This is a genomic window from Paraburkholderia dioscoreae (assembly GCF_902459535.1).
Classification (GTDB): domain Bacteria; phylum Pseudomonadota; class Gammaproteobacteria; order Burkholderiales; family Burkholderiaceae; genus Paraburkholderia; species Paraburkholderia dioscoreae.
On sequence record NZ_LR699553.1, the window covers coordinates 1,199,667 to 1,224,797 of the forward strand.

17 protein-coding genes and 1 tRNA gene are annotated in these 25,131 nt (G+C 64.2%); 9 read left to right on the forward strand and 9 right to left on the reverse strand.

From position 1 onward, the window contains the following. Positions 1–74: 74 nt before the first annotated feature. Positions 75–149 (reverse strand) — tRNA-Arg (locus PDMSB3_RS05405). A 254-nt stretch (positions 150–403) separates the two neighbouring features. Next, complete coding sequence (locus tag PDMSB3_RS05410) at positions 404–595, reverse strand: rubredoxin (protein WP_007175738.1); 192 nt, start codon at positions 593–595, stop codon at positions 404–406. A 337-nt stretch (positions 596–932) separates the two neighbouring features. Between PDMSB3_RS05410 and PDMSB3_RS05415 the strand changes: the two genes are divergently transcribed. The 5 genes from PDMSB3_RS05415 (at position 933) to PDMSB3_RS05435 (ending at position 8,952) form a co-directional block, all read left to right on the forward strand. Beyond that, positions 933–1,334, forward strand: coding sequence for a DUF4399 domain-containing protein (locus PDMSB3_RS05415; RefSeq protein ID WP_007175737.1), 402 nt, complete (start codon positions 933–935; stop codon positions 1,332–1,334). A gap of 193 nt (positions 1,335–1,527) precedes the next feature. Then, positions 1,528–3,465: an ATP-binding cassette domain-containing protein gene (locus tag PDMSB3_RS05420; RefSeq protein WP_007175736.1), complete on the forward strand. Its 1,938-nt coding sequence runs from the start codon at positions 1,528–1,530 to the stop codon at positions 3,463–3,465. 354 nt (positions 3,466–3,819) lie between these two features. After that, on the forward strand, positions 3,820–5,805 hold the full coding sequence (locus PDMSB3_RS05425; protein ID WP_007175735.1) for a DNA topoisomerase IV subunit B: 1,986 nt from the start codon (positions 3,820–3,822) through the stop codon (positions 5,803–5,805). An 80-nt stretch (positions 5,806–5,885) separates the two neighbouring features. Further along, on the forward strand, positions 5,886–8,210 hold the full coding sequence (parC, locus tag PDMSB3_RS05430; protein WP_165185341.1) for a DNA topoisomerase IV subunit A: 2,325 nt from the start codon (positions 5,886–5,888) through the stop codon (positions 8,208–8,210). A gap of 283 nt (positions 8,211–8,493) precedes the next feature. Next, positions 8,494–8,952, forward strand: coding sequence for a CopD family protein (locus PDMSB3_RS05435; RefSeq protein WP_007175733.1), 459 nt, complete (start codon positions 8,494–8,496; stop codon positions 8,950–8,952). 97 nt (positions 8,953–9,049) lie between these two features. Here the strand turns inward: PDMSB3_RS05435 and PDMSB3_RS05440 are convergent, their stop codons facing one another. The 6 genes from PDMSB3_RS05440 to PDMSB3_RS05465 all read right to left on the reverse strand — a co-directional run bounded on the left by PDMSB3_RS05440 (position 9,050) and on the right by PDMSB3_RS05465 (position 16,868). Beyond that, positions 9,050–10,258, reverse strand: coding sequence for a chromate transporter (locus PDMSB3_RS05440; RefSeq protein WP_035516944.1), 1,209 nt, complete (start codon positions 10,256–10,258; stop codon positions 9,050–9,052). A gap of 163 nt (positions 10,259–10,421) precedes the next feature. Then, complete coding sequence (locus PDMSB3_RS05445) at positions 10,422–12,779, reverse strand: bifunctional diguanylate cyclase/phosphodiesterase (RefSeq protein WP_165185344.1); 2,358 nt, start codon at positions 12,777–12,779, stop codon at positions 10,422–10,424. 487 nt (positions 12,780–13,266) lie between these two features. Next, positions 13,267–14,184, reverse strand: coding sequence for a PhzF family phenazine biosynthesis protein (locus PDMSB3_RS05450; protein ID WP_165185346.1), 918 nt, complete (start codon positions 14,182–14,184; stop codon positions 13,267–13,269). A 200-nt stretch (positions 14,185–14,384) separates the two neighbouring features. Next, positions 14,385–14,849: a RidA family protein gene (locus PDMSB3_RS05455; protein WP_007175729.1), complete on the reverse strand. Its 465-nt coding sequence runs from the start codon at positions 14,847–14,849 to the stop codon at positions 14,385–14,387. 66 nt (positions 14,850–14,915) lie between these two features. Further along, the gene (locus PDMSB3_RS05460; RefSeq protein WP_007175728.1) at positions 14,916–16,112 is read right to left on the reverse strand and encodes an aminotransferase-like domain-containing protein; all 1,197 of its coding nucleotides are present in this window, start codon (positions 16,110–16,112) and stop codon (positions 14,916–14,918) included. A gap of 72 nt (positions 16,113–16,184) precedes the next feature. Continuing rightward, on the reverse strand, positions 16,185–16,868 hold the full coding sequence (locus PDMSB3_RS05465) for a VOC family protein (RefSeq protein WP_165185347.1): 684 nt from the start codon (positions 16,866–16,868) through the stop codon (positions 16,185–16,187). 278 nt (positions 16,869–17,146) lie between these two features. Here PDMSB3_RS05465 and PDMSB3_RS05470 point away from each other — a divergent pair, with 278 nt between their 5' ends. Together PDMSB3_RS05470 and htpG are read left to right on the forward strand one after the other, a co-directional pair. After that, positions 17,147–18,598 carry an aminotransferase-like domain-containing protein gene (locus tag PDMSB3_RS05470; RefSeq protein WP_007175726.1) on the forward strand — a complete coding sequence of 484 codons (1,452 nt, stop codon included), beginning with the start codon at positions 17,147–17,149 and terminating at the stop codon, positions 18,596–18,598. A gap of 239 nt (positions 18,599–18,837) precedes the next feature. After that, positions 18,838–20,742: a molecular chaperone HtpG gene (gene htpG / locus PDMSB3_RS05480; RefSeq protein ID WP_007175725.1), complete on the forward strand. Its 1,905-nt coding sequence runs from the start codon at positions 18,838–18,840 to the stop codon at positions 20,740–20,742. 124 nt (positions 20,743–20,866) lie between these two features. Here htpG and PDMSB3_RS05485 read toward each other — a convergent pair whose 3' ends face one another. Next, positions 20,867–21,148, reverse strand: a complete 282-nt coding sequence (locus PDMSB3_RS05485) for a hypothetical protein (protein ID WP_007175724.1) — start codon at positions 21,146–21,148, stop codon at positions 20,867–20,869. Positions 21,149–21,407: 259 nt separating this feature from the next. Between PDMSB3_RS05485 and PDMSB3_RS05490 the strand changes: the two genes are divergently transcribed. After that, a complete protein-coding gene (locus tag PDMSB3_RS05490) occupies positions 21,408–23,216 on the forward strand; it encodes a tetratricopeptide repeat protein (protein WP_165185348.1) in 1,809 nt (602 codons plus the stop codon). A gap of 48 nt (positions 23,217–23,264) precedes the next feature. Next, positions 23,265–25,088, forward strand: a complete 1,824-nt coding sequence (locus tag PDMSB3_RS05495) for a tetratricopeptide repeat protein (RefSeq protein ID WP_007175722.1) — start codon at positions 23,265–23,267, stop codon at positions 25,086–25,088. Positions 25,089–25,131 lie beyond the last annotated feature (43 nt).

A 25,131-nucleotide genomic window follows, 5' to 3' on the forward strand; every position in this document is an offset into this window, starting at 1 on the left:
GACAGCAAAAAGCCCCGCAGCGCAAGGCATACGGGGCTTTTCTGGGCAAATCTGGGTGACGCTGGGAAGCTTCTTGGTCCCCCTGACAGGAATCGAACCTGTATCTAGCGCTTAGGAGGCACTTGTTCTATCCATTGAACTACAGGGAGAGGACCAAACCGCAATAATCGCCGCAATCGCGCTGCCGGACAAGCTCCGCGAGGATCGGGAGCAGTCCGGATTCACCAGCGAGCGCAGAGTATATCAAACACGCCCGAACGCGAGGAGGGCTGCATTCGGACTGCATGCGCCACCCGAATCCCACAAACCAAACGGCCCAGCAAGCATATAGCCTGCTGGGCCGCGCGAACCGCCGGCTGCGCAAACCATCAACGCCGCGCTCCGGCAACCCGATCAGTGCGCCTCAGAACTCCACCACCGCAAATTCGGCTTTGCCCACGTCGCACAGCGGGCAGCGCCAGTCTTCGGGAATCGCGGCAAAGCGCGTGCCTGGCGCGATGCCTTCCTCTGGCAGGCCTTCTTCCTCGTTGTAGATCCAGCCGCAAATCAGGCAGACCCAGCTCTTATATTCAGTCACTTCAATTACTTCGCTCACGACGTACTCTTTTCCAGTTCAATGCAATGATCCGCCCAGTCTGCCCCTTTTTTGGGCGCGGCGGCGACCCGCAATATTACCGGAATTTGTCAATCCGGCAGAAAACTACCCACGCGGCAGCGCCGCAAACCGCCCGGCACGTCCGGGGATAAACTCGGAATCCAGTAGATGAACCGCGTCACACACTGCGTGTATGCTCTGATCCGCTGCTGATCCCTTGGACCGGCGCTCCGGGCGCCCCGCATGAATTGCGACGATCGGCCTCAGCCTACTGAGGGCGCCGTCGTCGCCAGCATGGCTCGCGCATGACTCTCGTTTCCCAACAAGGAGAAAAACGATGTTCAAAAACACATGGTTGGCCGGTACGGTACTGGCCGGATTGCTCGCCGTATCCGGCGTGGCGCAGGCGGCAAGCGTGTCGTTCGTCCAGCCGGCGGACGGCGCGACCGTCAGCAATCCCGTCCACGTCGTGTTCGGTGTCGACGGCATGAAGATCGCGCCGGCAGGCACGATGACGGAAGGCACGGGCCACCATCATCTGCTGGTGGACGGCAAGCCGCTGCCGAAGGGCGAGGTGATCCCCGCGAACGACAAGTCGCTGCACTTCGGCAAGGGCCAGACCGAGACCGATCTGACGCTGCCGCCGGGCGACCACACGCTGACGCTGCAATTCGGCGACGGCGCACATCGTTCGTATGGCCCGGAAATGAGCAAGACCATCACGGTGCACGTGAAGTAATCCGCCGCACGAGACGGCCGGGCGCGCGCGAAGGCGCTCCGGCCGGGCCAGCAGGCTTCTGCGCCATCCGCACCGGGTTTATCCGTGTCCGGCAAGCCAGCCATTCGGCCTATCTCTTCCGGCAGACAGGCAGCCGCCCCTGCGCCCGGTACAATGGGCAGTTCCGACTCATCGCTGTCTTCTCCAATTCTCCATGTCGCTTTACACCATTACCGGAGCCCAACTGGCCTTCGGTCACGTCGCGTTGCTCGATCACGCGGATTTTTCTCTCGAAGCGGGCGAGCGCGTCGGGCTGATCGGCCGCAACGGCGCGGGCAAGTCGTCGCTGCTGAAGATCGTCGCCGATCTGACCCGGCCTGACGACGGTCTCGTCACGCGCCAGCAGAACCTGACCACGGTTTACGTGCCGCAGGAGCCGGAGTTCGATACGGACGACACGGTGTTCGACGCGGTCGCCGCCGGCCTCACGCACGCTCGCGCGTTGCTGGACGAATACGACGCGGTCGCCAACCAGCTTGCCGACGAGCCGGAAGGCGCGGAGCACGACGCGCTGATGGCGCGCATGAACACGCTGCAATCGGCGCTGGACCATTCGGACGCCTGGAACTGGAGCACGCGCGTCGCAACCACGTTGCAGCAGATCGGTCTGAACGGCGAGGCGCGGGTGGGCTCGCTGTCGGGCGGCATGCAAAAGCGCGTCGCGCTGGCGCGCGCGCTGGTCGTGCAGCCCGACGTGCTGCTGCTCGACGAGCCGACCAACCACCTCGACTTCGACGGCATCCGCTGGCTCGAAGACCTGCTGGTTTCACTGCGCGCGGGCCTGCTCTTCATTACCCACGACCGGGCGTTTCTCGATCGCGTCGCCACGCGCATCGTCGAACTGGATCGCGGGCGTTTGCTGTCGTATCCGGGCAATTTCTCGGCTTACCAGACGCGCAAGGCGCAGCAGCTCGAAGTCGAGCAGGTGGAAGCGGCCAAGTTCGACAAGCTGCTCGCGCAGGAAGAAGTGTGGATTCGCAAGGGCGTCGAGGCGCGCCGCACGCGCAGCGTCGGCCGGATCGCGCGGCTCGTGGAAATGCGCAACCAGCGCGCGGAACGCCGCAACGTGCAGGGCAACGTCAAGCTCGACGTCGGCCAGGGCGAGAAGTCAGGCAAGATCGTCGCCGAATTGACCGACGTCACCAAACGCTACGGTTCGCGCACGGTGGTCGACAACTTCACGGCCACCGTCATGCGCGGCGACAAGATCGGCTTTGTCGGCCCGAACGGCGCGGGCAAAACCACACTGCTCAAGCTGATTCTCGGTGAATTGGCGCCGGACGAAGGCACGGTGCGTATTGGCACGAACCTGCAGGTCGCGTATTTCGACCAGATGCGCGCGCAGCTCGATCTGGAAAACAGCCTCGCCGACACCATCAGCCCGGGCAGCGAGTGGGTCGAAGTCAACGGCCAGAAGAAGCATGTCATGAGTTACCTCGGCGACTTCCTGTTCGCGCCGGAACGCGCGCGTTCGCCGGTCAAGTCGCTGTCGGGCGGCGAGCGTAACCGTCTGCTGCTCGCGCGCCTGTTCGCGCGCCCGGCCAACGTGCTGGTGCTGGACGAGCCGACCAACGACCTCGATATTCCCACGCTCGAACTGCTCGAAGAACTGCTCACGGAATACGACGGCACGGTGCTGCTGGTCAGCCACGATCGCGCGTTCCTGGACAACGTCGCGACGTCGGTGATCGCGTCGGAGGGGGGCGGCAAGTGGCGCGAGTACGTCGGCGGCTTTACCGACTGGCAGATCCAGCGCGACCGCTCGCAGCAGATGGCGCTGGACGCGCAGAAAGAAGCCGGCAAGGAAGCGGGCAAAGACGCGGCGCCGGGCAAAGACAGTTCCGCGGGCCGCAATACGCAACGCGCCGCGAAGCTGTCGTTCAAGGAGCAGCGCGAACTGGAGGCGCTGCCGGGGAAGATCGCCGCGCTCGAAGCGGAGCAGAAAACGATCGGCGCGCAACTCGCAGACGGCTCCGTGTTCGCCAAAGACGCGCAGGAAGGCACGCGCCTGACCGAACGCTACGCCGCGATCGACGAGGAACTGCTGATCGCGCTCGAGCGCTGGGACGAGCTGGAAAACCGCCGCAAGTGAGGCGCCGGCGCGGCGCGGGATCGAGCGGCGCCGCGGCCGCGCCTTATCCGGACGGCCAATCCCACGTGTCGTGAATTGCCGCGCGGATCGAAATCAGTAAAATACCCCGCGAACAGGCTTCCCCGGCGTTCGCACCGGCGTCGACGTTGCCCGCACTGGCTTCACGCAGGGCCGGCTTCGGGCCGCCGTCGAGCGCGCCACCGGGAAGCCATGCGACAAACAGCTTGCCCGCACCACGGGCACCCCACCTAACCCCATTGTTTCGTTTCGCTTTTTTTGAAAACTCAACGCATTGTCCACGGACCTGTCCACAGCTCCTGTGGACAACGATGAACCGACGCACCCGAGTCAACCATGTCTACGAAAAAGCCAAACGCCGCGTATAGCGAAGCGTCGATCAAGGTGTTGAAGGGTCTGGAGCCGGTCAAGCAACGGCCCGGCATGTACACCCGCACCGAGAATCCGCTGCACATCATTCAGGAAGTCATCGACAACGCGTCGGACGAGGCCCTCGGCGGTCACGGCCGGCAAATCACGGTCACGCTGCACGCGGACCATTCGGTCTCGGTGGAAGACGACGGCCGCGGCATCCCGTTCGGCCTGCATCCGGAAGAAGGCGTGCCGGTCGTCGAAATCGTTTTCACGCGCCTGCACGCGGGCGGCAAGTTCGATAAAGCCGCCGGCGGCGCGTACACGTTCTCGGGCGGCCTGCACGGCGTCGGCGTGTCGGTCACCAACGCGCTGTCCACGCGCCTCGACGTCACTGTGTGGCGCGAGGGCAAGGTCGCCGAGCTGAGTTTCGCCAATGGCGACGTCGCCAGGGAACTCGAAGTGCGCCCCGCCACGAAAGGCGACAAGAAGTCCGGTACGCGCGTCACCGCGTGGGCCAATCCGAAGTACTTCGATTCGCCGAACCTGCCGCTCGGCGAATTGCAGCGTCTGCTGCGCTCGAAAGCGGTGCTGTTGCCGGGCGTGGAAGTCACGCTGATCAACGAGAAAACCGGCGAACGGCAAAGCTGGAAATATGAAGACGGCCTGCGTGGCTATCTGCTCGAAGGCATGAACGGCAGCGATCTGCTGATTCCGCTGTTCGAGGGCGAGCGCTACGTCGAAAACTCGCGCGCGAGCGAAGAGACCTTCGCGGAAGGCGAGGGCGCCTCGTGGGTGGTTGCGTGGAGCGAGGAAGGCACGCTCATGCGCGAGTCGTACGTGAACCTGATTCCGACGCCCGCGGGCGGCACGCACGAATCCGGTTTGCGCGACGGGCTGTTCCAGGCGGTGAAGAGTTTTGTCGAATTGCATAACCTGCAGCCGAAGGGCGTCAAGTTGCTCGCTGAAGACGTGTTCGCGCGCGTGTCTTTCGTGCTGTCGGCCAAGGTGCTCGATCCGCAATTCCAAGGGCAGATCAAGGAACGCCTGAATAGCCGCGACGCGGTCAAACTGGTGTCGTCGTTCGCGCGTCCTGCGCTGGAGTTGTGGCTGAATCAGCACGTCGAGCTCGGCAAGAAACTCGCTGACCTCGTCATCAAGCAGGCGCAGGCGCGCACGCGTGCGGGGCAGAAGGTCGAGAAGCGCAAGAGCTCCGGCGTGGCCGTGTTGCCGGGCAAGCTGACCGATTGCGAATCGACGGAAATCGGCCGCAATGAACTGTTCCTCGTGGAGGGTGACTCGGCGGGCGGCTCCGCGAAGATGGGCCGCGACAAGGAATATCAGGCCATCCTGCCGCTGCGCGGCAAGGTGCTGAACACGTGGGAAACCGAGCGTGACCGGCTGTTCGCCAATAACGAAGTGCACGACATTTCGGTGGCGATCGGCGTCGATCCGCATAGCCCGGACGACAAGGTCGATCTGTCGAATCTGCGCTACGGCAAGATCTGCATTCTGTCGGACGCGGACGTCGACGGCTCGCACATTCAGGTGCTGCTGCTTACGCTGTTCTTCAAGCATTTCCCGCAGCTGATCGAACGCGGCCACGTGTGCGTGGCGCGACCGCCGCTGTTCCGGGTCGACGCACCCGCGCGCGGCAAGAAGCCGGCGCAGAAGCTGTATGCGCTCGACGAAGGCGAACTCGAAGCGATTCTCGACAAGCTGCGCAAAGACGGGGTGCGCGACACGCAGTGGTCGATCAGCCGCTTCAAGGGCTTGGGCGAAATGAGCGCGGAGCAGTTGTGGGATACCACGATGAACCCCGACACGCGGCGCCTGACCCCAGTGGCGCTCGGCGAGCTCGACTACGACGCCACGGTGGCGCGTATGACGATGCTGATGGGCAAGGGGGAAGCGGCGTCGCGGCGCAGCTGGCTGGAAGAAAAGGGCAACGAAGTGGAAGCGGATATCTGAGCGCGCGCATAGAGAATCACGCGCGCATGGATATTGAAAACGCACGGCAACTTCACGCCAAACACGGATACGGAATCTAGATGGACGACGATAACACTCTCGACCTTTTCACCGCGCCGCCACCTCCGGAAGGCGACTTTCTCACGCTCGGCAATTACGCGGAACGCGCGTATCTCGACTATGCGGTGAGCGTGGTCAAGGGCCGCGCGCTGCCGGATGTGTGCGACGGCCAGAAGCCGGTTCAGCGCCGCATCCTGTTCGCGATGAACGACATGGGCCTCTCCGACAACGCGAAGCCGGTCAAGTCCGCGCGCGTGGTCGGCGACGTGCTCGGTAAGTATCACCCGCACGGCGACCAGTCCGCGTACGACGCGCTGGTGCGTCTCGCGCAAGACTTCTCGATGCGCTATCCGCTGATCGACGGGCAGGGCAACTTCGGCTCGCGCGACGGCGACGGTGCGGCGGCCATGCGGTACACGGAAGCGCGCCTCACGCCGATCGCGAAACTGCTGCTCGATGAAATCAACCAGGGCACGGTCGATTTCATGAAGAACTACGACGGCGAGTTCGACGAGCCGAGGCTGCTGCCCGCGCGCTTGCCGTTCGTGCTGCTGAACGGCGCGTCCGGCATTGCGGTGGGTCTGGCCACGGAAATTCCGTCGCACAATCTGCGCGAAGTCGCGGCGGCCGCGGTTGCGATGATCCGCAATCCGAAGCTCCAGCACGCGGAATTGATGCAGTACATTCCCGGCCCCGACTTTCCGGGCGGCGGCCAGATCATCTCTAGCGAAGCGGAAATCTCCGCCGCCTACGAATCCGGCCGCGGCAGCCTGAAGGTGCGCGCGCGCTGGAAGATCGAAGAACTCGCGCGCGGCCAGTGGCAACTGGTCATCACCGAACTGCCGCCGAGCACGGCCGCACAGAAGGTGCTTGAGGAAATCGAAGAGCAGACCAATCCGAAGATCAAGCTCGGCAAGAAGACGCTCACGCCCGAACAGCTGCAGACCAAGCAGACCATGCTGGCGCTGCTCGACGCGGTGCGCGACGAGTCCGGCAAGGACGCGCCGGTGCGCCTCGTGTTCGAGCCGAAGTCGAGCCGTATCGATCAGACCGATTTCGTCAACACGTTGCTCGCGCACACGAGCCTCGAATCGAACGCCTCGCTGAATCTGGTGATGGTGGGCGGCGACGGCCGGCCGCGTCAGAAGGGCTTGAGCGAAATCCTGCACGAGTGGATCGCGTTCCGCTTCGCCACGGTGACGCGTCGCACGCGGCATCGCTTGAGCAAGGTCGACGACCGGATTCATATTCTCGAAGGCCGGATGATCGTCTTTTTGAATATCGACGAAGTCATCCGCATCATTCGCGAATCGGACGAACCGAAGGTCGCGTTGATGGCCGCGTTCGGCTTGTCGGATCGTCAGGCCGAAGACATTCTTGAAATCCGGCTGCGTCAACTGGCGCGGCTCGAGAAGATCAAGATCGAGAAGGAACTGGCCGAACTTAAAGACGAGAAGGCCAGGCTGGAAGAACTGCTCGGCAGCGAGTCGGCCATGAAGCGGCTGCTCATCAAGGAAATCGAAGGCGACGCCAAACAGTATGGCGACGAGCGCCGCACGCTTATCCAGCAGGAAAAGCGCGCAACGTTCGAAGCGCGCGTGGTCGACGAACCGGTCACGGTCGTGGTGTCGCAGAAGGGTTGGGTGCGCGCGCTGAAGGGCCACGGGCTCGACGCGGCGGGCTTCACGTTCAAGGCCGGCGACGGGCTCTACGCGGCGTTCCCGTGCCGCACGCCGGACACGCTGGTCGCGTGGGGCAGCAATGGCCGCGTCTATTCGGTGGCGGTCGCCATGCTGCCAGGCGGCCGCGGCGACGGTGTGCCGGTCACGTCGCTGATCGAACTGGAGTCGGGCAGCCATCTGATGCATTACTACGCTGCGTCCGCGGATCAGGCGTTGCTGCTCGCTTCGAGCAACGGCTTTGGCTTCATCGCCAAGGTCGGCGATATGGTGAGCCGCGTGAAGGCCGGCAAGTCGTTCATGACGATCGACGCCGGCGCTCAACCGCTCGCGCCGATGCCGATGCTGCCGGATGCGACGCACATTGCGTGTCTCTCCTCGAACGGGCGTCTGCTGGTGTTCGGCCTCGACGAGATGAAGACACTCTCGGGCGGCGGCCGCGGCGTCACGCTGATGGCGCTCGACGACAAGGAAACGCTGGTGCAGGCGCTCTCGATCAACAACGCGGGTGTGGTGTTGATCGGCACGCGCCGCGGCGGCCGTGTGGACGAAGAAAAGGTCAGCGGCGCCGCGCTCGCGCCGCATATCGGCAAGCGGGCGCGCAAGGGGCGCGCGCCTGAGAGCAAGATGAAGCTCGAAAGCATGCGTCCGGTGCTGGCCGTTTAACAAAGATTGACGTGGGAACACGGCAAGCGTCTGCTAGCATGCGGGACGCTTGCCGTGCGCAGTACGAAATCGGGGAGCCGCGTCGCCATTACGGTGGAGGTGCTGCGATAACAATTACAACGACGTGAGAGCCACGAGTGCAATGGAACTGCCTGCGGACCACGCGGTCGAACGTGCGCTCAGGAAAGCGCCGGGCCGCCAGGTTTGGGGGCATTCCATTCAATAGCCGCTGCCAGTATCACTCGTCATAAGCGGTGTGGCGTCGTCGGGAGAGGAAAACAACATGAACAAGGCTATCGAACTCGCACTCTTTCTGCATCTGCTCGCGGTTGCGGTGTGGGTAGGTGGAATGGTGTTCGCCCATTTCTGTCTGCGTCCGGCAATTGCCGATCTATCGCCTCAATTACGCCTGCCGCTGTGGGAATCGGTGTTCAGCCGCTTCTTCAATTGGGTCGCCGCCGCCGTGCTGGTGATTCTCCTCACCGGCGGATTCCTGCTGATGCAATTCGGCGGCGGCCACGCCACCTGGCCGCTGCATGCAATGGCGGGCCTCGGCATTGTGATGATGCTGATCTTCGGGCACATCCGCTTTGCGGTTTTTCCGCGCATCCGTCGTGCGGTGCAGGCGCAAAAATGGCCGGATGGCGCGCGCGCCGTCGGCACGATCCGTCGTCTGGTGTTGATCAATATCGTGCTCGGCGTGGTGACGATCGGCGTCGCGGTGCTGTCGCGCGGCTTCTGAGACCGCTGCGTCGTTTCAAGTCCGCCAGCCGCGTGGCGACATCGCCGCGCGGCATCCCATCAAGCGTTGTCGTTATCGTGTGCGGTGCCGCCGCCGTCTAGATCAGCGCGCCGTACGCGAACCACAACCCGCACACCACCGCCACCGTCCCGTACACCACGTACACGGGCACCTTCAGCTTGGCGAAGCACATGGCGGAGAACAGCGCGGTCATCAGATAGACCGGGCTGAACGGCACATGCGCGGCAATCCGAAGCACGGCCACCGCGAGAAACGCGGTAGTGACGGCGCGCAGGATCCGCATGCCATGCTCGAATCGCGGATTGGCCTTCAACTGATGCAGATGCCGTTGCGCGAGCACGACGAGGCAGCCCGACGGCACGAATAGCGCGAGCGTGGCAATCAGCGCGCCCGCCCAGCCGTCCACCAGATAGCCGAAGAACGGCACCACGTTCAACAGCGGTCCGGGCGACAACGGCGAGAGCGAAAACGCCAGGGTGAAGTCGTTATCGGAGACGCCGATCGCCGGCGTGACGAACAGCGTCTTGAGCACCGGCAACGCCGAGAAGCCGCCGCCGAACAACGTCATGCCGGCACCGGCGAGCCGTGGCCACAACAGCGCCAGGTCGTAGCGATGCGGCAGCGGCAGCGCGAACAACACCAGCAATGCGCACAAGGCGCTCAGCATCTGCCAGTCGCCGCGCGCGAACGACACGACAACGGGCGTGCTGCGCACCGGGCTCACCAGCCAGCCGGTGCCGAAGGCCGCCCCGAGCATGACCACATAAGCGGCCGGACTGCGCGCATAGAAGAGCGCGACACAACCGAGCACCGTCGCAATCCATTCGAGCTTGCCGCGCACCAGCGCGCGCGTCTGTTTGTACCAGGTGATGGCGATGAGCGTGGCCAGCACGACGCTGAAGTGATTGAGCAAGGTTTGCGAAGCGGCGGCGCGCACGAGCGGCGTGCGGTAGAAGATCGCGAACAGCGTCATCAGCATGAAAAAGGGCAGTACGCTCGCAATGCCCGCGATCCAGGCGCCGGCGCGTCCGCGCAACGAGTGCCCGAGTTGCACGGCGACGTTGCAGCCCACCGGACCGGGCACCATCCACGCCAGCGCGATCAGATCGGAGAACGCGACGCGCGAGAGACGGCCTTTGCGTTCGACATAATGGTTTTCAAGTTGCGCCATGAGAGCGAGTCCGCCCCATGACAACGCGGACAGGCCGAACACGACCCGGAACAGCGTCCATAGCGGTTCGCGTTCACCTCGTCTGGAAGCATCCTGGCTCGTGATCGTCTGCATGGCGCCACGAGCGCCCGGCAGGCGGGCGCCGTCCTTTGAGATCATCGTTGTGATTTGGCGCGACCACCGGGCGGCATCGCGCTGTGACCGGTACAGCGAGAATGTAGCCGGTTTGCGGCGCCGCGGGTAGATCATCCGTGACGACCTGCAAGGGCCGCTGTGTTCACGTGTTGGTGTTGACGCTGGTGGTGCTATCCGCGTCGCGCGCGGCCTGCCGGCTCGTGCCCGTCATGCCGCAGACGCCGAAGCGTTCCAGCAGCGCGGGAATCGCGTCCACCGGCACCGGACGCGAGAACAGGAAGCCCTGCGCCTCGATATGTCCGAGCGCGGCAAGCCAGGCAATCTGCTCTTCGGTCTCGGTGCCTTCGACCACCACCGTGAGCCCGAGCGAACGCGCCAGATTGACGATCGCGGTGACCATCACGCAGACGCTGCGGTCGCCCGGAATTGCCTGGATGAACGAACGGTCCACTTTCAGCGTGTCCACCGAGAAACGGTTCAGGTAGGACAGCGACGAATAACCGGTGCCGAAATCGTCGAGCGCGATGCGCACGCCGAGGCGCTTCAACGCGAAAATTTTCTCCGAGACGAGTTCGGGATATTCCATCATCGCCGTTTCGGTGATTTCCAGTTCGAGGCGGCGTGCGGAAATGCCGCTTTCCTCGATGGCGTGCGAGATGGTTTCGTACAAGTCGCCGCGCCAGAACTGCACCGCCGAAATGTTCACCGCGAGCGACAGCGTGTCGTAGCCTTGCTGCTGCCACAGCGCGAGCTGACGGCAGGCGGTCTCGATCACGAAGTCGCCGATCGGCACGATCAGGCCGGTGGATTCGGCGACCGGAATGAATTCGTTCGCCGGAATCAAACCGTGCTGTGGATGATTCCAGCGCACCAGCGCTTCGAAGCCGGTAATGCAGCGGCGTGTCAGATCGATCTTCGGCTGATAGGCGAGAAACAGTTGCCCTTCGGCGAGCGCCACGCGCAATTGCTGTTCCCACTTCATCAAATGATCGGCGCGATGCGACAGTTGCGGTGAATAGAACTGGTAGCAGTTCTTGCCCGCGTCTTTCGCGCTGTACATGGCGAGGTCGGCTTTTTTCAGCAGGTCGATTTCGCTTTCGTTGGCGACCGAGTACAGCGCAATGCCGATGCTCGCGTGCAGCACGAACGAACTGCCGCGTACTTCGAACGGTTTGGCGAACGCTTCGGCCGCGGCTTCGGCCAGCGTGACGGCACGCTTCTCGACGTCGTCGCCCTTGATCACGACCACGAACTCGTCGCCGCCGATGCGGCTCAGCGCGCCGCCGTCGGCCACCGCGATGGCGAGCCGCGAGGCCGTCATTTGCAGCACGATGTCGCCGGCGTTGTGGCCGAGCGTGTCGTTGACGGTCTTGAAGTTGTCGAGGTCGATAAAGAGGATCGCGAGGCGGCCGAGGTTGGCCGGTTGCGCGACGTCGTGCCGCAGGCTTTGCAGCGTGGCATAGCGATTACGCAGGCCGGTGAGCAGATCGTATTCGACCAGATGTGTCATTTCGCGCTCGCGACCGAGCAGCTTGCCGATCAGGCCGGTGGCCACGGCGAAGAAGCTCAGCATGGCGAGCGAGATGAACCCCGCCATTAGCAGATAGACATTGCGCGTGTGGTTGTAGTCGGCGAATTCTTCTGCTTGCGACAGACCCACCAGCACGCCGAGCGGATAACCGTCGATGTGCCGGTACGACACGATGCGCGTGACGTTGTCGATCGAATCGACATAGGTGCCCGACACGTGCTCCGAAGTCGGATACGAACCGCTCGCCGAGAAGGCGCCGCTCGCGGTGTCGGCGGTGCCGGTGCGCCTCGCCAGTACCGCGCCGCTGTCCGAAATCACCGCGATCACGCCTTCACGGCCGATGGCCGCGTTGTTGTAGAAGTCGGAGGTGAAATAGCTGGGGTCTTCGGACACCACCACCACGCCCGCGAACGAGCCGTCCGGATGATTCAGACGCCGCGTCATCTGCAAGGTCCAGTGACCGGACACGCGGCCGAGCACGGGTTTGCTGATATACAACTGGTCGTCGTTTTCGTGTTCGTGAACCTTGAAGTGTTCGCGGTCGGACAGATCGATGTGCCGGGGATTGAGTTCGGCCGTGTTGGCGATCAAGGTGCCGTGTTCGTCGATCAGCGACACCTGCACCAGCGTCTCGCTTTGCACGACGCCTTTTTCCACCGTGCTCGCGAGATCGAAATGATTCGGCGTCTTCTCGAACTCGAATTTGACGAAGCGGGTGATCTGGTCGACCTGATGAATCGCCTTGACCGTGTGCTGCTCCAGCGCTGCGGAAAGAATCGCGGCAGAGGCCATGGCTTCACGATACGTGGCTTCTTTCTCGACCGAGAGACGCGCGAAGATCACCGTCCAAAGCAGGATCAGGACCAGAACGCCGAGCGCGGGAATAGCGAGAAACGCGCGACGGCGCGACACTGCGGGATCGCGGCGGGGTTTGGCTTCGCGCTGGTCTGAGAAGCGGGACTGGCTCATCGGGCGGCCCGTGCCTGGGTGCCGGCCGGTAACAGGCGCGCGAGAATTGACTGCGCTGATTTCATGGGTGGCTGCATGGTGACCGAGGTGCCGGAACTGCTGCGCAGAAGAAGGAAGCGTGGCGCCGTGCCTGACCATCCGCAGGTCATCGCGTACGTTTCGATATTACTGAATGCCACTGGATTAAGGAAGGGTCCGGGCATCGGGTATACGCGGGCGCGACAAGCTGTCCCGTACGGCGGGTCTGGCAGCCGGCGTGGCCGGTCTTCAGGGGGTTGCCTCGCGGTCGTATTCGGGCATTTCATCGGCAATTGGCGCTCCGGCGTGCTGGCATTCAGGTGTGCCAGGCCTTTCCCAATGCGCCGCGCATTGAATGAAGCAAGCGATGCGGCGTTTTGTGGTCGAGCGTGGCGAGGCGGGGCTAACCCTGTTCTGCCTACGGTGGCGGGCCTGGGCTCATGCTCGGGCGAGGCCGGGCGCGCGCCGGTCAGGGCAGGCGGAACGTGCCGTCGATGATCGTCACCGACGGACCGCCAATCCACGTCTTGCCGCGTGCCCGAAGCGGATCTCCTTCGGGACGTGCATCGTCGTAGTGCACGCGAACCTGGCCGGCGCGGCCCAGCGCGGTGCCTTGACGCACTGAATAGCGCGCGCCAGGGCGCAACTGCTGTGCGCTCAACAGGCCCGCGAGCGCCGCATTGGCGCTGCCGGCCACAGGATCTTCACCAATGCCGAAGCTGCCCCCGGCCATCAGGCAGCGCACCTCGAAGGTGGCTGGGCCACCCGCATCATGCGGGCCATAGACGGCAAGTCCGTGGGTATTCACCGAACTCACCATGTCGGCGAGGGCGGCAGCATCGGGTTCGAGCGCGAGGCACTCACGCGCCGAATCGACGCGCACCACGAGCCACGGCGCACCATTGTCGACCGCGCAGGGCGTCGCGCTGAAATCGATCGATTCGCTACGCAAAGCCGTAGACAGCGCCGCGTAGCGATCCTCGGCAAGCGGCGTGACGCGCGCGGGCGGCGCGGCGAAGGCCCACGCGCCGTCCGCTTCAGGCAGTGCCTCGAGCTTGACGAGCCCCACGCCGCACTGCTGCACGAGCTTGCCGGCCTGCTTCGGCTGATAGCCGCTTTCGAGCAGCGCATGCGCGGTGCCGAGCGTCGGATGACCGGCGAACGGCAATTCGCCACGCGTGGTGAAGATGCGCACGCGGTAGTCGGCGGCCGGATCGCTGGGCTTCAACAGGAAGGTGGTTTCCGACAGATTGGTCCAATGGGCGATGGCCCGCATCTGATCGGTATCGAGGGCATCGGCATCGAACACGACGGCAAGCGGATTGCCCTTGAACGGCACCGACGTGAATACGTCGACCTGTTTGAAACGGACAGTATGGGCGGGCATGGGGCGCGGTCCAGCGAATCAAACGGATGGATAGTGTTGGCGGATTCTATCCGTTGACGACGGAACGAGCTACCTCGCCACAAATGCAAAACGCGCCGCGGGTGGTCGACACCTCGCGACGCGTTCTGAGCGCACCACGCCTGACTAACTGGCAGCCGTTGCAGGCTGCCCCGGTGATACGGCGTGCAGACTTCGGTACATTAGCCGACTTCAGCGATCAGCTCGATCTCGACACACGCGCCGAGCGGAATCTGCGCGACGCCGAATGCCGAGCGCGCATGCTTGCCGCGTTCACCGAACACATCGGCAATCAATTCCGACGCGCCGTTGGTGACCAGATGCTGTTCGGTGAATTCGAGCGTCGAGTTGACGAGACTCATCAGCTTGACGATGCGCGTGACGCGGTTCAGATCGCCCACATGCGCATGCAGCGTGGCAAGCAGGTCGATGGCGATGGAGCGCGCGGCAGCTTTGCCTTCCTCGGTGGTGAGGGTGGCGCCGAGCTTGCCGGCCCATACCTTGCCGTCCTTCTTCGCGATGTGCCCGGACAGGTACACCGTGTTGCCGCTTTGCGCGCTCATGACATAAGCGGCGGCCGGCGCGCCTGCGCTCGGCAATTCGATGCCCAGTTCCTTCAGCTTGTCGTACACGTTCGATTGAGCCATGTTGATTCCTTGGTCAGTAGTGGAGTTCGGTAGACGCGGGGCGGGCGAAGATCATGCAGAAAACGCTCAGATTTTCGCGCGGATCAGCGCGGCGAGACGCGACACGCCTTCGTCGATCCTGGCCGGCGGCACTGTGACGAACGACAGACGCAGCGTGTTGTGTTGCGCTTCATTCGCGAAGAAGGGGCCGCCCGGCACGAACGCGACGTTCTGCGCGACCGCTTCTTCGAGCAGTTTCATGCTGTCGATCTGCGCGGGCAGATTCACCCACACGAACATGCCGCCTTCCGGACGGTTCCAGCTTACGCCTTCCGGCATGTAGCGTTCGAGCGCGGCGAGCATCGCCGCGCACTGGTTGCGATACAGCTCGCGAATGGTCGGCACGTGCGTGTCGAGAAAGCCGTCCTTGATCACTTCGTACACGATGCGCTGGGTGAAGCTCGGCGTGTGCAGATCGGTGGCCTGCTTGGCTTGCACGAGTTTGAAGATCAGCTCTTCGGGCGCGATGATGTAGCCGACCCGCAGACCCGGCGCCAGCACCTTCGAGAACGAACCGAGATGGACGATATGGTCCGGCGCCATCGATAGCATGGTGGGCAGCGGTTCGCCCGCGTAGTCCAGCGCGCCGTACGGATCGTCTTCGATCACCGGGAACGGCGCGGTTTTCGCGAACTGGGCGAGCGCGCGGCGGCGTTCGATCGGCAGGCGGCGGCCGGTCGGATTCTGGAAATTGGGCTGTGCGTACAGCAGGCGCGCGCCGGCCGTCAGTTCGGGCGTGAGCGCTTCGGGAATGAGGCCGTGTTCGTCGGTCGGCACTTGCACGTAGCGCGGCTCGTACATCGAAAACGATTGCAGCGCGCCGAGGTAGGTCGGCGTTTCGACTAGCACCGGGCTGTCCGGGCACACCAGCACTTTACCGAGGAGGTCGAGCGCCTGTTGCGAGCCGGTGGTGATCAGCACCTGGCTTGCGCGAATCTGCGCGCCGTTGACCGAGTAGCGCTTCGCGATCCATTCCCGCAGCGGCGCAAAGCCTTCGGTCGCACTGTATTGCAGGGCGGCGGCCGGTTCGTCGCGCAGAATGCGGTCGGCCGCCGCGCGCATGCGTTCGGCCGGGAAGGTGGCCGGCGAGGGCAGGCCGCCCGCGAACGAAATGACTTCGGGCCGCTCCGTGACCTTCAGAATCTCGCGGATCGCCGAGCTCGTGAGCTTGCGTGCGCGTTCGGACAATTGCCACATGGGGGCTTTCAAGTCGCTTTGGTCCATGGTCTCCTCTGCTGGTACTGGAACCGGTCAAAACTTCAATTATCGCGCGAGTCGGCGACCCGCGCGCGCTGCTTATTTAAGGGTCCGTAGACCGTCGGGCGTTTCAAACTCGGCGACGAGGGCCGGCGCGCCATCCGTGGCCTGCAACTCGATCAGATGCGCCGCGCCGAGCCAGCGCAGTTGCGCCGCCAACGTGTCTGCCTGCGGGTGCACGCCCTTCAGGGCCGTCAGCGAAATGCCCGTTTCCGGCAACACCGTCGACGGATGCCGCACCGTGTCCCATTGAATCAGCGACGGCAGCACACCGTCGCCGCCGCCCTGCCAGGCGGGGAACGCGCCGTCGTCGGGCACGGTCAGGCTCCAGGTGAAATCGCCGCGCGTCATTGGAACCGCCGGGGGAATGCGCTGCGGATACTGCGCCTGCCACGTGGGGAGATGTTTCGGCCGCTCGACCCGCGCGACCCAGTGCGACAGATACGGGCCGTTTTCGAGCCGCGCTTGCGTGGCCGGGTCGTCGAGCGCGAACAGGCGGGCGCGCGGCGCGTTGTCTGTCGACGCCGCCAGCGGATCGACCGCGATCACTTCCAGATACACGCCGCCCCACAGGTTCAGGAGGCGGTTGTGCGTGCGCATCAGCGGATGCGCGCCGCCGCGGGCCGGCGCGACGCCGAGCGTGTCGGCGACGTACTGCGTGCCCTCGTCGAGGGTGAGGGCGGAAATCACGAGGTGATCAAGGCGAAGCGGGTGAGCAGTCATGACGGATCGGGGAAACGGTTCTCTGCGGTAAACCGGTACGTGCCGGGTGTGGCGGCAACGTTGCCGGGGCCGTAAGCATAACCGTTTGCCGGATCGGCGGGCCATGCGGATGGCGTTTCGGCAGGGTTTTGCCGGATGACGCGAAAGTATCGGCATAGATGTCAGAAGACCTGCCGCACTGCGTCCCATCCTTTGCTTATCTCAAATGTAGCGGCGCCGACCTGCACAGTAACGATACAATCGGTTCGATACTATTCGGTACAGTTGGAGCCTCCGTTATGTCCGTCCCGCTTGCCCAGATTCCCGCCCCGCACGACACGGCGTCGCTGACGCTGGTGGAGCAGCTCGTCCAGTGGGCGCGCCGCCGTATCGAGGAGCGCGTGTTCCGCCCCGGCATGCGCATGCCGTCGATCCGCAAGCTCGCGCTCGACAAGGGCGTGTCGCGCTTTACGGTGGTCGAGGCGTACGAACGGCTGGTGGCGCAGGGTTTTCTGGAGTCGCGGCGCGGTTCCGGATTCTATGTGCGCGAACGGCTGGCCGCCGCGGCCACCGCCGAGATTCATCCGCCTACCCAGGCGGCGGCGCCCGCCACCATCGACGTGGTCTGGCTGCTGCGCAACATGCTGCACACCGGCGCGCGTCCGGAGCGCAGTCCCGGCCTCGGTTATCTGCCGGCACGCTGGCTCGACGGCGACCTGATCACCAACGCGCTGCGCACCCTCGGCCGGCAAAGCGGCGCGCAGATGCTCGGCATCGGCACGCCGCAGGGCTTTTTGCCGTTGCGCCAGCAGTTGCAGACGCGGCTCGAAGAACTGGAGATCGGCGCTTCGCCGGATCAGATCGTAATGGTGTCCGGCATCACGCAGGCGATCGACCTGATCTCGCGCATCTACGTGAAACCGGGCGATGCCGTGATCGTCGGCGATCCGGCGTGGTTTCAGATGTTCGGGCGGTTCGCCTCGCAGGGCGCGCGGCTGGTGGGCATGCCGTACACGCCGGACGGCCCGGATCTCGACGCACTGGAGTCGCTCGTGCAAACGTGGCGGCCGAAAATGCTGGTGATCAACTCGGTGCTGCAGAACCCCACGGGCACGTCGCTCACGGCGGCCCAGGCGTTCCGCATTCTGCGTCTGGCCGAAGCGTACGATTTCATCGTCGTCGAGGACGATATTTACGGCGATCTGTGCCCGCCGAGCTATCCGGGCACGCGGCTCGCGAGCCTCGACCAGTTGAAGCGCGTGATTTACCTGGGCAGTTTTTCGAAGACGCTCGCGCCGAATCTGCGGGTCGGTTTCATTGCCTGCGCGCCTGACGTGGCGACGGCGGTCAGCGACCAGAAGATGCTGGTCGGCATGACGAGCCCGGAATTGAACGAGCGCGTGCTGTACAAGATCCTGACCGAGGGCCACTACCGGCGGCACGTCGAACGGCTGCGCGTGAGGCTCGACGGCGTGCGCGAGAAATCCGTGCGGATGCTGGAGAAGACCGGCCTGAAGCTGTTCCTGACACCGATGGCCGGCATGTTCCTGTGGGCCGACACTGGCGTCGATGCCGACGCGCTGGCGGCCGCCGGCCACGAAGCCGGTTTTCTGCTCACGCCCGGCAGCCTGTTCTCGCCGCAGCAGTCGCCGACCACCTGGATGCGCTTCAATATCGCCAATTGCGGTGATCCGGAGCTGGCAACGTTTCTGTGCCGTTATCTCGACGGCGTGGCGCGGCGCGCCTCTTGAAACCGCGCCGGCTTGCCCCCAATTAGGCGGACGATCCGGCGGCTACGGCTACGGCTACGGCTACGGCTACGGCTACGGCTACGGCTACGGCTACGGCTACGGCTACGGCTACGGCTACGGCTACGGCTACGGCTGGCGGCGGCCGGCCCACCGCCAGCCGACACGCCAGCGCTCAGGCCGCAACGAACGGCGCCGCGCCTTGACTTGAACCCCATTCGCAACAGAGAGGAAGTCCGACCATGGCACAAGAAACCATGAGCTTTCAGGCAGAAGTGAAACAGCTTCTGCATCTGATGATCCATTCGCTGTACAGCAACAAGGAAATTTTCCTGCGCGAGCTGATTTCGAATGCGTCCGACGCGGCCGACAAGCTGCGCTTCGAAGCGATCGAAAACAGCGCGTTGTACGAGAACGATCCGAACCTGCGGATTCGCGTGTCGTACGACAAGGACGCGCGCACCATCACGATCGACGACAACGGCATCGGCATGAGCCGCGACGAAGCGATCGCCAACCTCGGCACAATCGCGCGTTCGGGCACCAAGGAATTCTTCGGCAAGCTCTCCGGCGACCAGCAGAAAGACGCGGCGCTGATCGGCCAGTTCGGCGTGGGCTTTTATTCGGGCTTCATCGTCGCGGACAGGATCACCGTGGAAACGCGCCGTGCCGGTCTGCCGGCCTCTGAAGGCGTGCGCTGGGAAAGCGCGGGCGAGGGCGATTTCGCGGTCGAGCAGATCGAGCGCGCCGCACGCGGCACGACCATCACACTGCATCTGCGTGCCGATGAGGACGAACTGCTGTCGTCGCATCGTCTGAAATCGATCATTCAGAAGTACTCGGACCACGTCGCGCTGCCCATCCTGATGCAGAAGGAAGAGTGGGACGCGGAAAAGAGCGCGATGGTCACGAAAGACGAAGACGAGACCGTCAACCAGGCCAGCGCGCTGTGGACGCGTTCGAAGAACGACATCACCGACGAGCAGTACAAGCAGTTCTATCAGCACCTTTCGCACGATCATCAGGATCCGCTCACATGGACGCATAACCGCGTCGAAGGCCGCAGCGAGTACACGCAATTGCTGTACGTGCCGACCCACGCGCCGTTCGACATGTTCAACCGCGATCATCGCGGCGGCCTGAAGCTGTACGTGAAACGCGTGTTCATCATGGACGACGCCGAGCAGCTGCTGCCCGCGTATCTGCGTTTCGTGAAGGGCGTGGTCGATTCGGCCGATCTGCCGCTGAACGTGTCGCGCGAAATCCTCCAGGAAAGCCGCGACGTGAAGGCGATCCGCGAAGGCGTGACCAAGCGCGTGTTGTCGATGCTCGAAGATCTGGCCAATTCGGATAACGAGGCGGACAAGGAAAAGTACGCCGGTTTCTGGAAGGAATTCGGCCAGGTGCTGAAGGAAGGCATCGGCGAAGACTTCGCCAACCGCGAGCGGATCGCCAAACTCGTGCGCTTTGCGTCGACGCATACGGACACGCCTGAGCAGACCGTATCGCTCGCCGATTACGTGGCGCGTATGAAGCCCGAGCAGACCAAGATCTACTACGTCACCGCCGACACCTGGCAGGCCGCGACCCACAGCCCGCACCTCGAAGTGTTCCGCAAGAAGGGCGTGGAAGTGCTGCTGCTGACCGACCGCGTGGACGAGTGGATCCTGTCGTTCCTGAACGAGTTCGAAGGCAAGCCGCTGCAAAGCGTGGCGCGCGGCGATCTCGATCTGGGCGCGCTGAACGACGAAGAAAAAGAAGCGCAGGAAAAGGTCGGCGAAGAGTTCAAGCCGCTCGTCGAGAAGATGAAGGAAGCGCTGAAGGACAAGGCCAAGGACGTGCGCCTCACGTTCCGCCTGACCGATTCGCCGTCCTGTCTCGTTGCCGACGACGGCGAAATGAGCGGCTATCTGCAACGCATGCTGAAGGCTGCGGGTCAGCAGGCGCCGTCGTTTCATCCGATTCTCGAGGTGAATCCGGAGCACGCGCTGGTGAAGGGGCTGCATGCGGACAGCGCGAACTTCGACGACTGGTGCCATTTGCTGTTCGACCAGGCCTTGCTCGCCGAAGGTGGCGCGCTGGAAGACCCGGCGAGCTTCGTGAAGCGCACCAATGCGCTGCTGCTGGCGCGCGCAAACGAGGCATGAATCGCACCTGATTCTGCTGCGTCGCGCTGACGCTTGTGGTTGGGAAATGCGCTGCTCCGGCAGCGCATTTTTTTTGTCCGACGCGGCGGAGCCGAGGCCGCTTGGGTGGTCTCAGGTGGCGCGCTCAACGCGCGGGCGCCGATCCCTCCACATGACGCACTTGCGAGAGCACACAACCGGCCAGTTCCTTTGCCTCGTGACACGAAACATGATCGGCCAGCACTTTCGCCGCGAGACTGCCGATCGCCTTGCTGGTCTGTTTCGACGTGTGATGTTGCGCCAGTGCCGATCCTGCCAGTTCCTTCTCCAGTTGCGCGATGCCCGTGCGCCGCAACACCACAGCGGCCAGATGAGCGATGCGGTCGGACGTTTCCTTCAATTTTTCAGTATTCAAGCGTTGCTCCATACGGTGACGGGTTGATCTGGTCGACCGGCAGGGCCGTGCCCTTCGTCGACTGAAATTAATTATGGTTAACTAACTAAATAGAATCAACGGCATTAAATTGAGATTGGTTTGTGAGATGCAAACGCGCGGCTTTATCTTATGATCGCGCGTTTTTTATTCGGAGGCTTGAAGGATTGTTTGCAATCTTTAAGCATCGTAAGCACAGGATCTTATTTTTACGATTACGCGTTCGCGCGTAACCACCACGCTCCCGACTCCCATGTCCGATTCCGCTCTCGCTGTAACTCCCGATTCCGTTCATCTCCTGTGGTCGATTCTGCGCGAGCAGGGTTTCGATGCCGCCGCGCGCCGCGCCGTCGAGTTCGCCGCGACAGGTGTGACGTCGCAGTTGCACGCCGACCTGTGCGCGAGCGCGGAGCGTTTCGAGGAGGCCTATCACAGCGCGTCCCAGGCACTAGCGTGCTCGAACGGAGCGCGCCATGCGCGGGTGGCGCTCTTCGCCGACGCGCTCGGCCGCGCCGACGCCGCGCAGCGCAACAGCGAACTGGCGGTGGCCGCTCAGCCGCTGGAGTCGACGATCGACTGGGTGATCTGGCTGATCGACGGCTGCGGTGCGCAGTCGGCGGCCGCGCATATGCTGCGCGCCTATGAGCGTCGGGCGCCGTGGGACGCGCGCGCGCCGTGGTGCTTGTCGATCGCGCTGGCGGCGCTCACCGGGATGAACGCGCGTGCGGAGCGTCGCGCGGCGCTGCTGCGGGCGTATGCGCTCGACCCCGCGATCGACCCGGCTTTGCCGTTGCAACTCGCGTTGGCGTTCCGCGAGATTCGCGACTGGCCGACGGTGGAGCGCATCTGTCGCGAGAGCCTTGCCCGCAATCCCGCCGACGCGGAAATGGCGTGGCAACTCAGTCACGCGCAGTGGCAGTGCGGCGACGCGGCCGCCGCGGAAGTCACCATGCGCGCCGTGGATGCCGCCGCGCCCGGCAATGCCGACGTGCTGGCGGCAATCGGCATGTATCTCGGCGAGCAGGCGCGCTATGAGGACAGCGAAGCGGCGCTGGTGGCGTCGCTCGCGATCGATCCGTCAGGCATACAGGCCGCGGTCGATCTCGCCGACCTCGGGCTCAGGTGCGGCGCCTGGTCGAGCGCATGGCCGCGTTTCGAGGCGCGTCTTGCGCGCGAAGACCGCGAACAGAACAACGTCGTCAGCCTGATGGCGCGCTTGTGCCCGCGCTGGCATGGCGAAGCGCTCGGCGGCAGGACGCTGGTGGTGCACAGTGAGCAGGGCAGCGGCGACGACATCCAGATGGTCCGCTTCGTTCCGCAACTGGCAGCGCGCGTGCGCGACGAGGGCGGCCGTCTGGTGCTCGCCGTGCGTCGCGCGTTGCAACCGCTGTTTGCGCGGTTCTACGCGGATTGCGTGTCGATCGAAGACGGCCCGCTCGGCTTGCCCGACTATGCTTTGCCGATCATGAGCCTGCCGCTCGTGCTCGGCCTCCAGCCGCAGCAGGTTCGCGGCACGCCTTACCTGCGGGCCGATGCAACGAAGGCGGCGGCGTGGCGCGAACGGGTCGACGCAAGCGTGCCCGAAGCGAAGTGGCGAATCGGCCTCGTGTGGTCCGGCAGCGCCACGCACCGGCGCGACGCCAAACGGTCGATACCGCTTGCCGCACTGGCGCCGCTGCTGGCGCTCCCGGATGTCGTATTCCATCCGCTCACGCCCGGCCGCCGCGCCGATGTGACCGCGCTCGCCGCGCAGGGTTATCGCGTGTGCGATCTGAGCGGCGAATACGAGCACGGTTTCGACGACGTAGCGGCCCATCTTGCCGCACTGGATGCGCTGGTGACGATCGACAGCGCACCGTTGCATCTCGGCGGCGCGCTGGGGCATCGCGTGCTGGCGGTGCTCGATCACGTCTCGCACTGGTCCTGGGGCACCGAAGAGACGCAGCCCTGGTATGACTCCGTCGATCTGTTCCGGCAGCCGCAGCCCGCGCAGTGGACGCCGGTCGTCGAGCGGGTGGCCGCCCGTCTCACGGCGATGCTGGTGTCGGACCGAACCGCCTGAGCGGCGCAGGCGATTGCAGATTGAGCAACCCACGTAACCGATTGATTGATGTTGATGCACGAAACAGATTCACCATTGCGCACTTCCTTGTCCAACGACGTCGTCACGATCACCGCGCACGCCGACGTCTGCTTCGCCGCAGGGCGCCATCATGAAGCGATTGCCGCTTACGAGCGAGTCCTCGCGGAACAATCGCAAAACGTACACGCGCTCCACCGTCTCGGCCTCGCGTCATTTCGCGTCGATCGGCCCGAACGGTCGCGCGAGTATCTGGATCGGGCCTTGAACATTGCGCCCGAGCGCGCGGATATCTGGGAGCATCGCGGCCTGATTGCCGCGCTGGGCGGCGAGCTGATCGCCGCCGAAGCGTTCTACCATCGCGCCATGAGCCTGGGTGGCGGCACTGCGAGCCTGCATCGCAATCTGGGCGACTGTCTGAAGCTGTCGATGCGCCTTGCCGAGGCATGCCGGCACTATCTCGATGCGCTCGAACTCGAGCCGGCATTGCATCATGCCGTGCGCGCGCTTGCGCGAATCAGTACGGAACTCGATCGCCGCGAGGACGCAGCGGACTGCTGGCTACGCGCGTGGACACTCGACTCGACGCATCTGCCGGACGCGCTCGAACTGATCGCGGCGCTGTCCGCGGCGCAGCGTGATGCGGAGATCGACGACCTGCTCGCCGGGCTGCGCAGCCGTTTCGCCGCCGACGCGTCCGCGTTGCAACAGGTGGCTTATGCCCTGAACGGCGTGGAGCGTTTCAAGGACGCGGTGAGTGTCGCTCTTGAGGGCCTCGGCGTCGATCCGCACAACGGCTGGCTGCATCACAACGCGTCGTTTGCGTTCAACATGCTGGGCGAGTTCCGCGCCATGCATGCCCATGCCGTGGAAGCCGCGCGGCTGATGCCCGATCATCCGCTGATGCAATTCAATCTGGCTGCCGCCCAACTGCGCGCGGGCGATTTCCGAAGCGGCTGGAAGCAATACCGGTGGCATGAGGCATTGCCGGAAAATCGCGATCTGGCTCGCCCCGCTTATCCGGAGTGGCGGGGCGAGCCGGTGGCGGGGCGCCGCTTTCTGCTCGTCGGCGAGCAGGGGCTTGGCGATCAATTGCAGTTTCTGGGCATGGCCGACTGGCTGCATCGGCATGGCGCGCGGGTCGACGTCTGGGTCGAGGTGCCGCTGGGCGACGTGGCGCGTCTCGCGGCCGGTGTGCATGCCGCGTGGACCACCGCGCCGCCCGGACCGTACGACTACTGGTGCCGGATGCTCAGAATGCCGGAGCCCATGAAGCTGGATCTGCCGATGTTGCCGCTCGCCACGTCCTATCTGCGTGCGGCCCCGGCCCAGATGCAGCGTTGGCGCCGCCGTCTCGCCGCAATCGGTCCGGTAGATGCGCGCGGTCCGTTCAGAAAGCGCGTCGGCATTGTCTGGGCCGGCAATCCGGCTTACGGGCTCGATCGCTACCGGTCCATTCCGTTGCCCCAATGGCTGCCGGTTCTGGAGCAGACCGGCGTGAGATGGTTTTCGCTGCAAAAGGGCGACGCGCAGAACGAGGCGGCGGCGTGGCGCGCGGATATCGACATGCACAGGTTTGGGCCGGAGATCGGCACGTTCGCCGATACGCTGGCGATCGTGCAGTCGCTCGATCTGGTCATTACGGTGGATACCGCGATTGCCCATCTGGCTGGCGCGTGCGGCACGCCGGTCTGGGTGCTGGTACCCACGTTTACGGACTGGCGCTGGATGACGGAGCGTGACGATAGTCCGTGGTATCCGTCGGCGCGTCTGTTCAGGCAGCGCGAGCTGGGGCGGTGGGATCCGGTGCTCGAAGAAGTCGCACAAGCGTTGCGCGAGTTTGTCGCCGGCTGAAAATGAGGCGCGCTCAGGCGCGAGCTGAGCGGCGGAGAAGCGG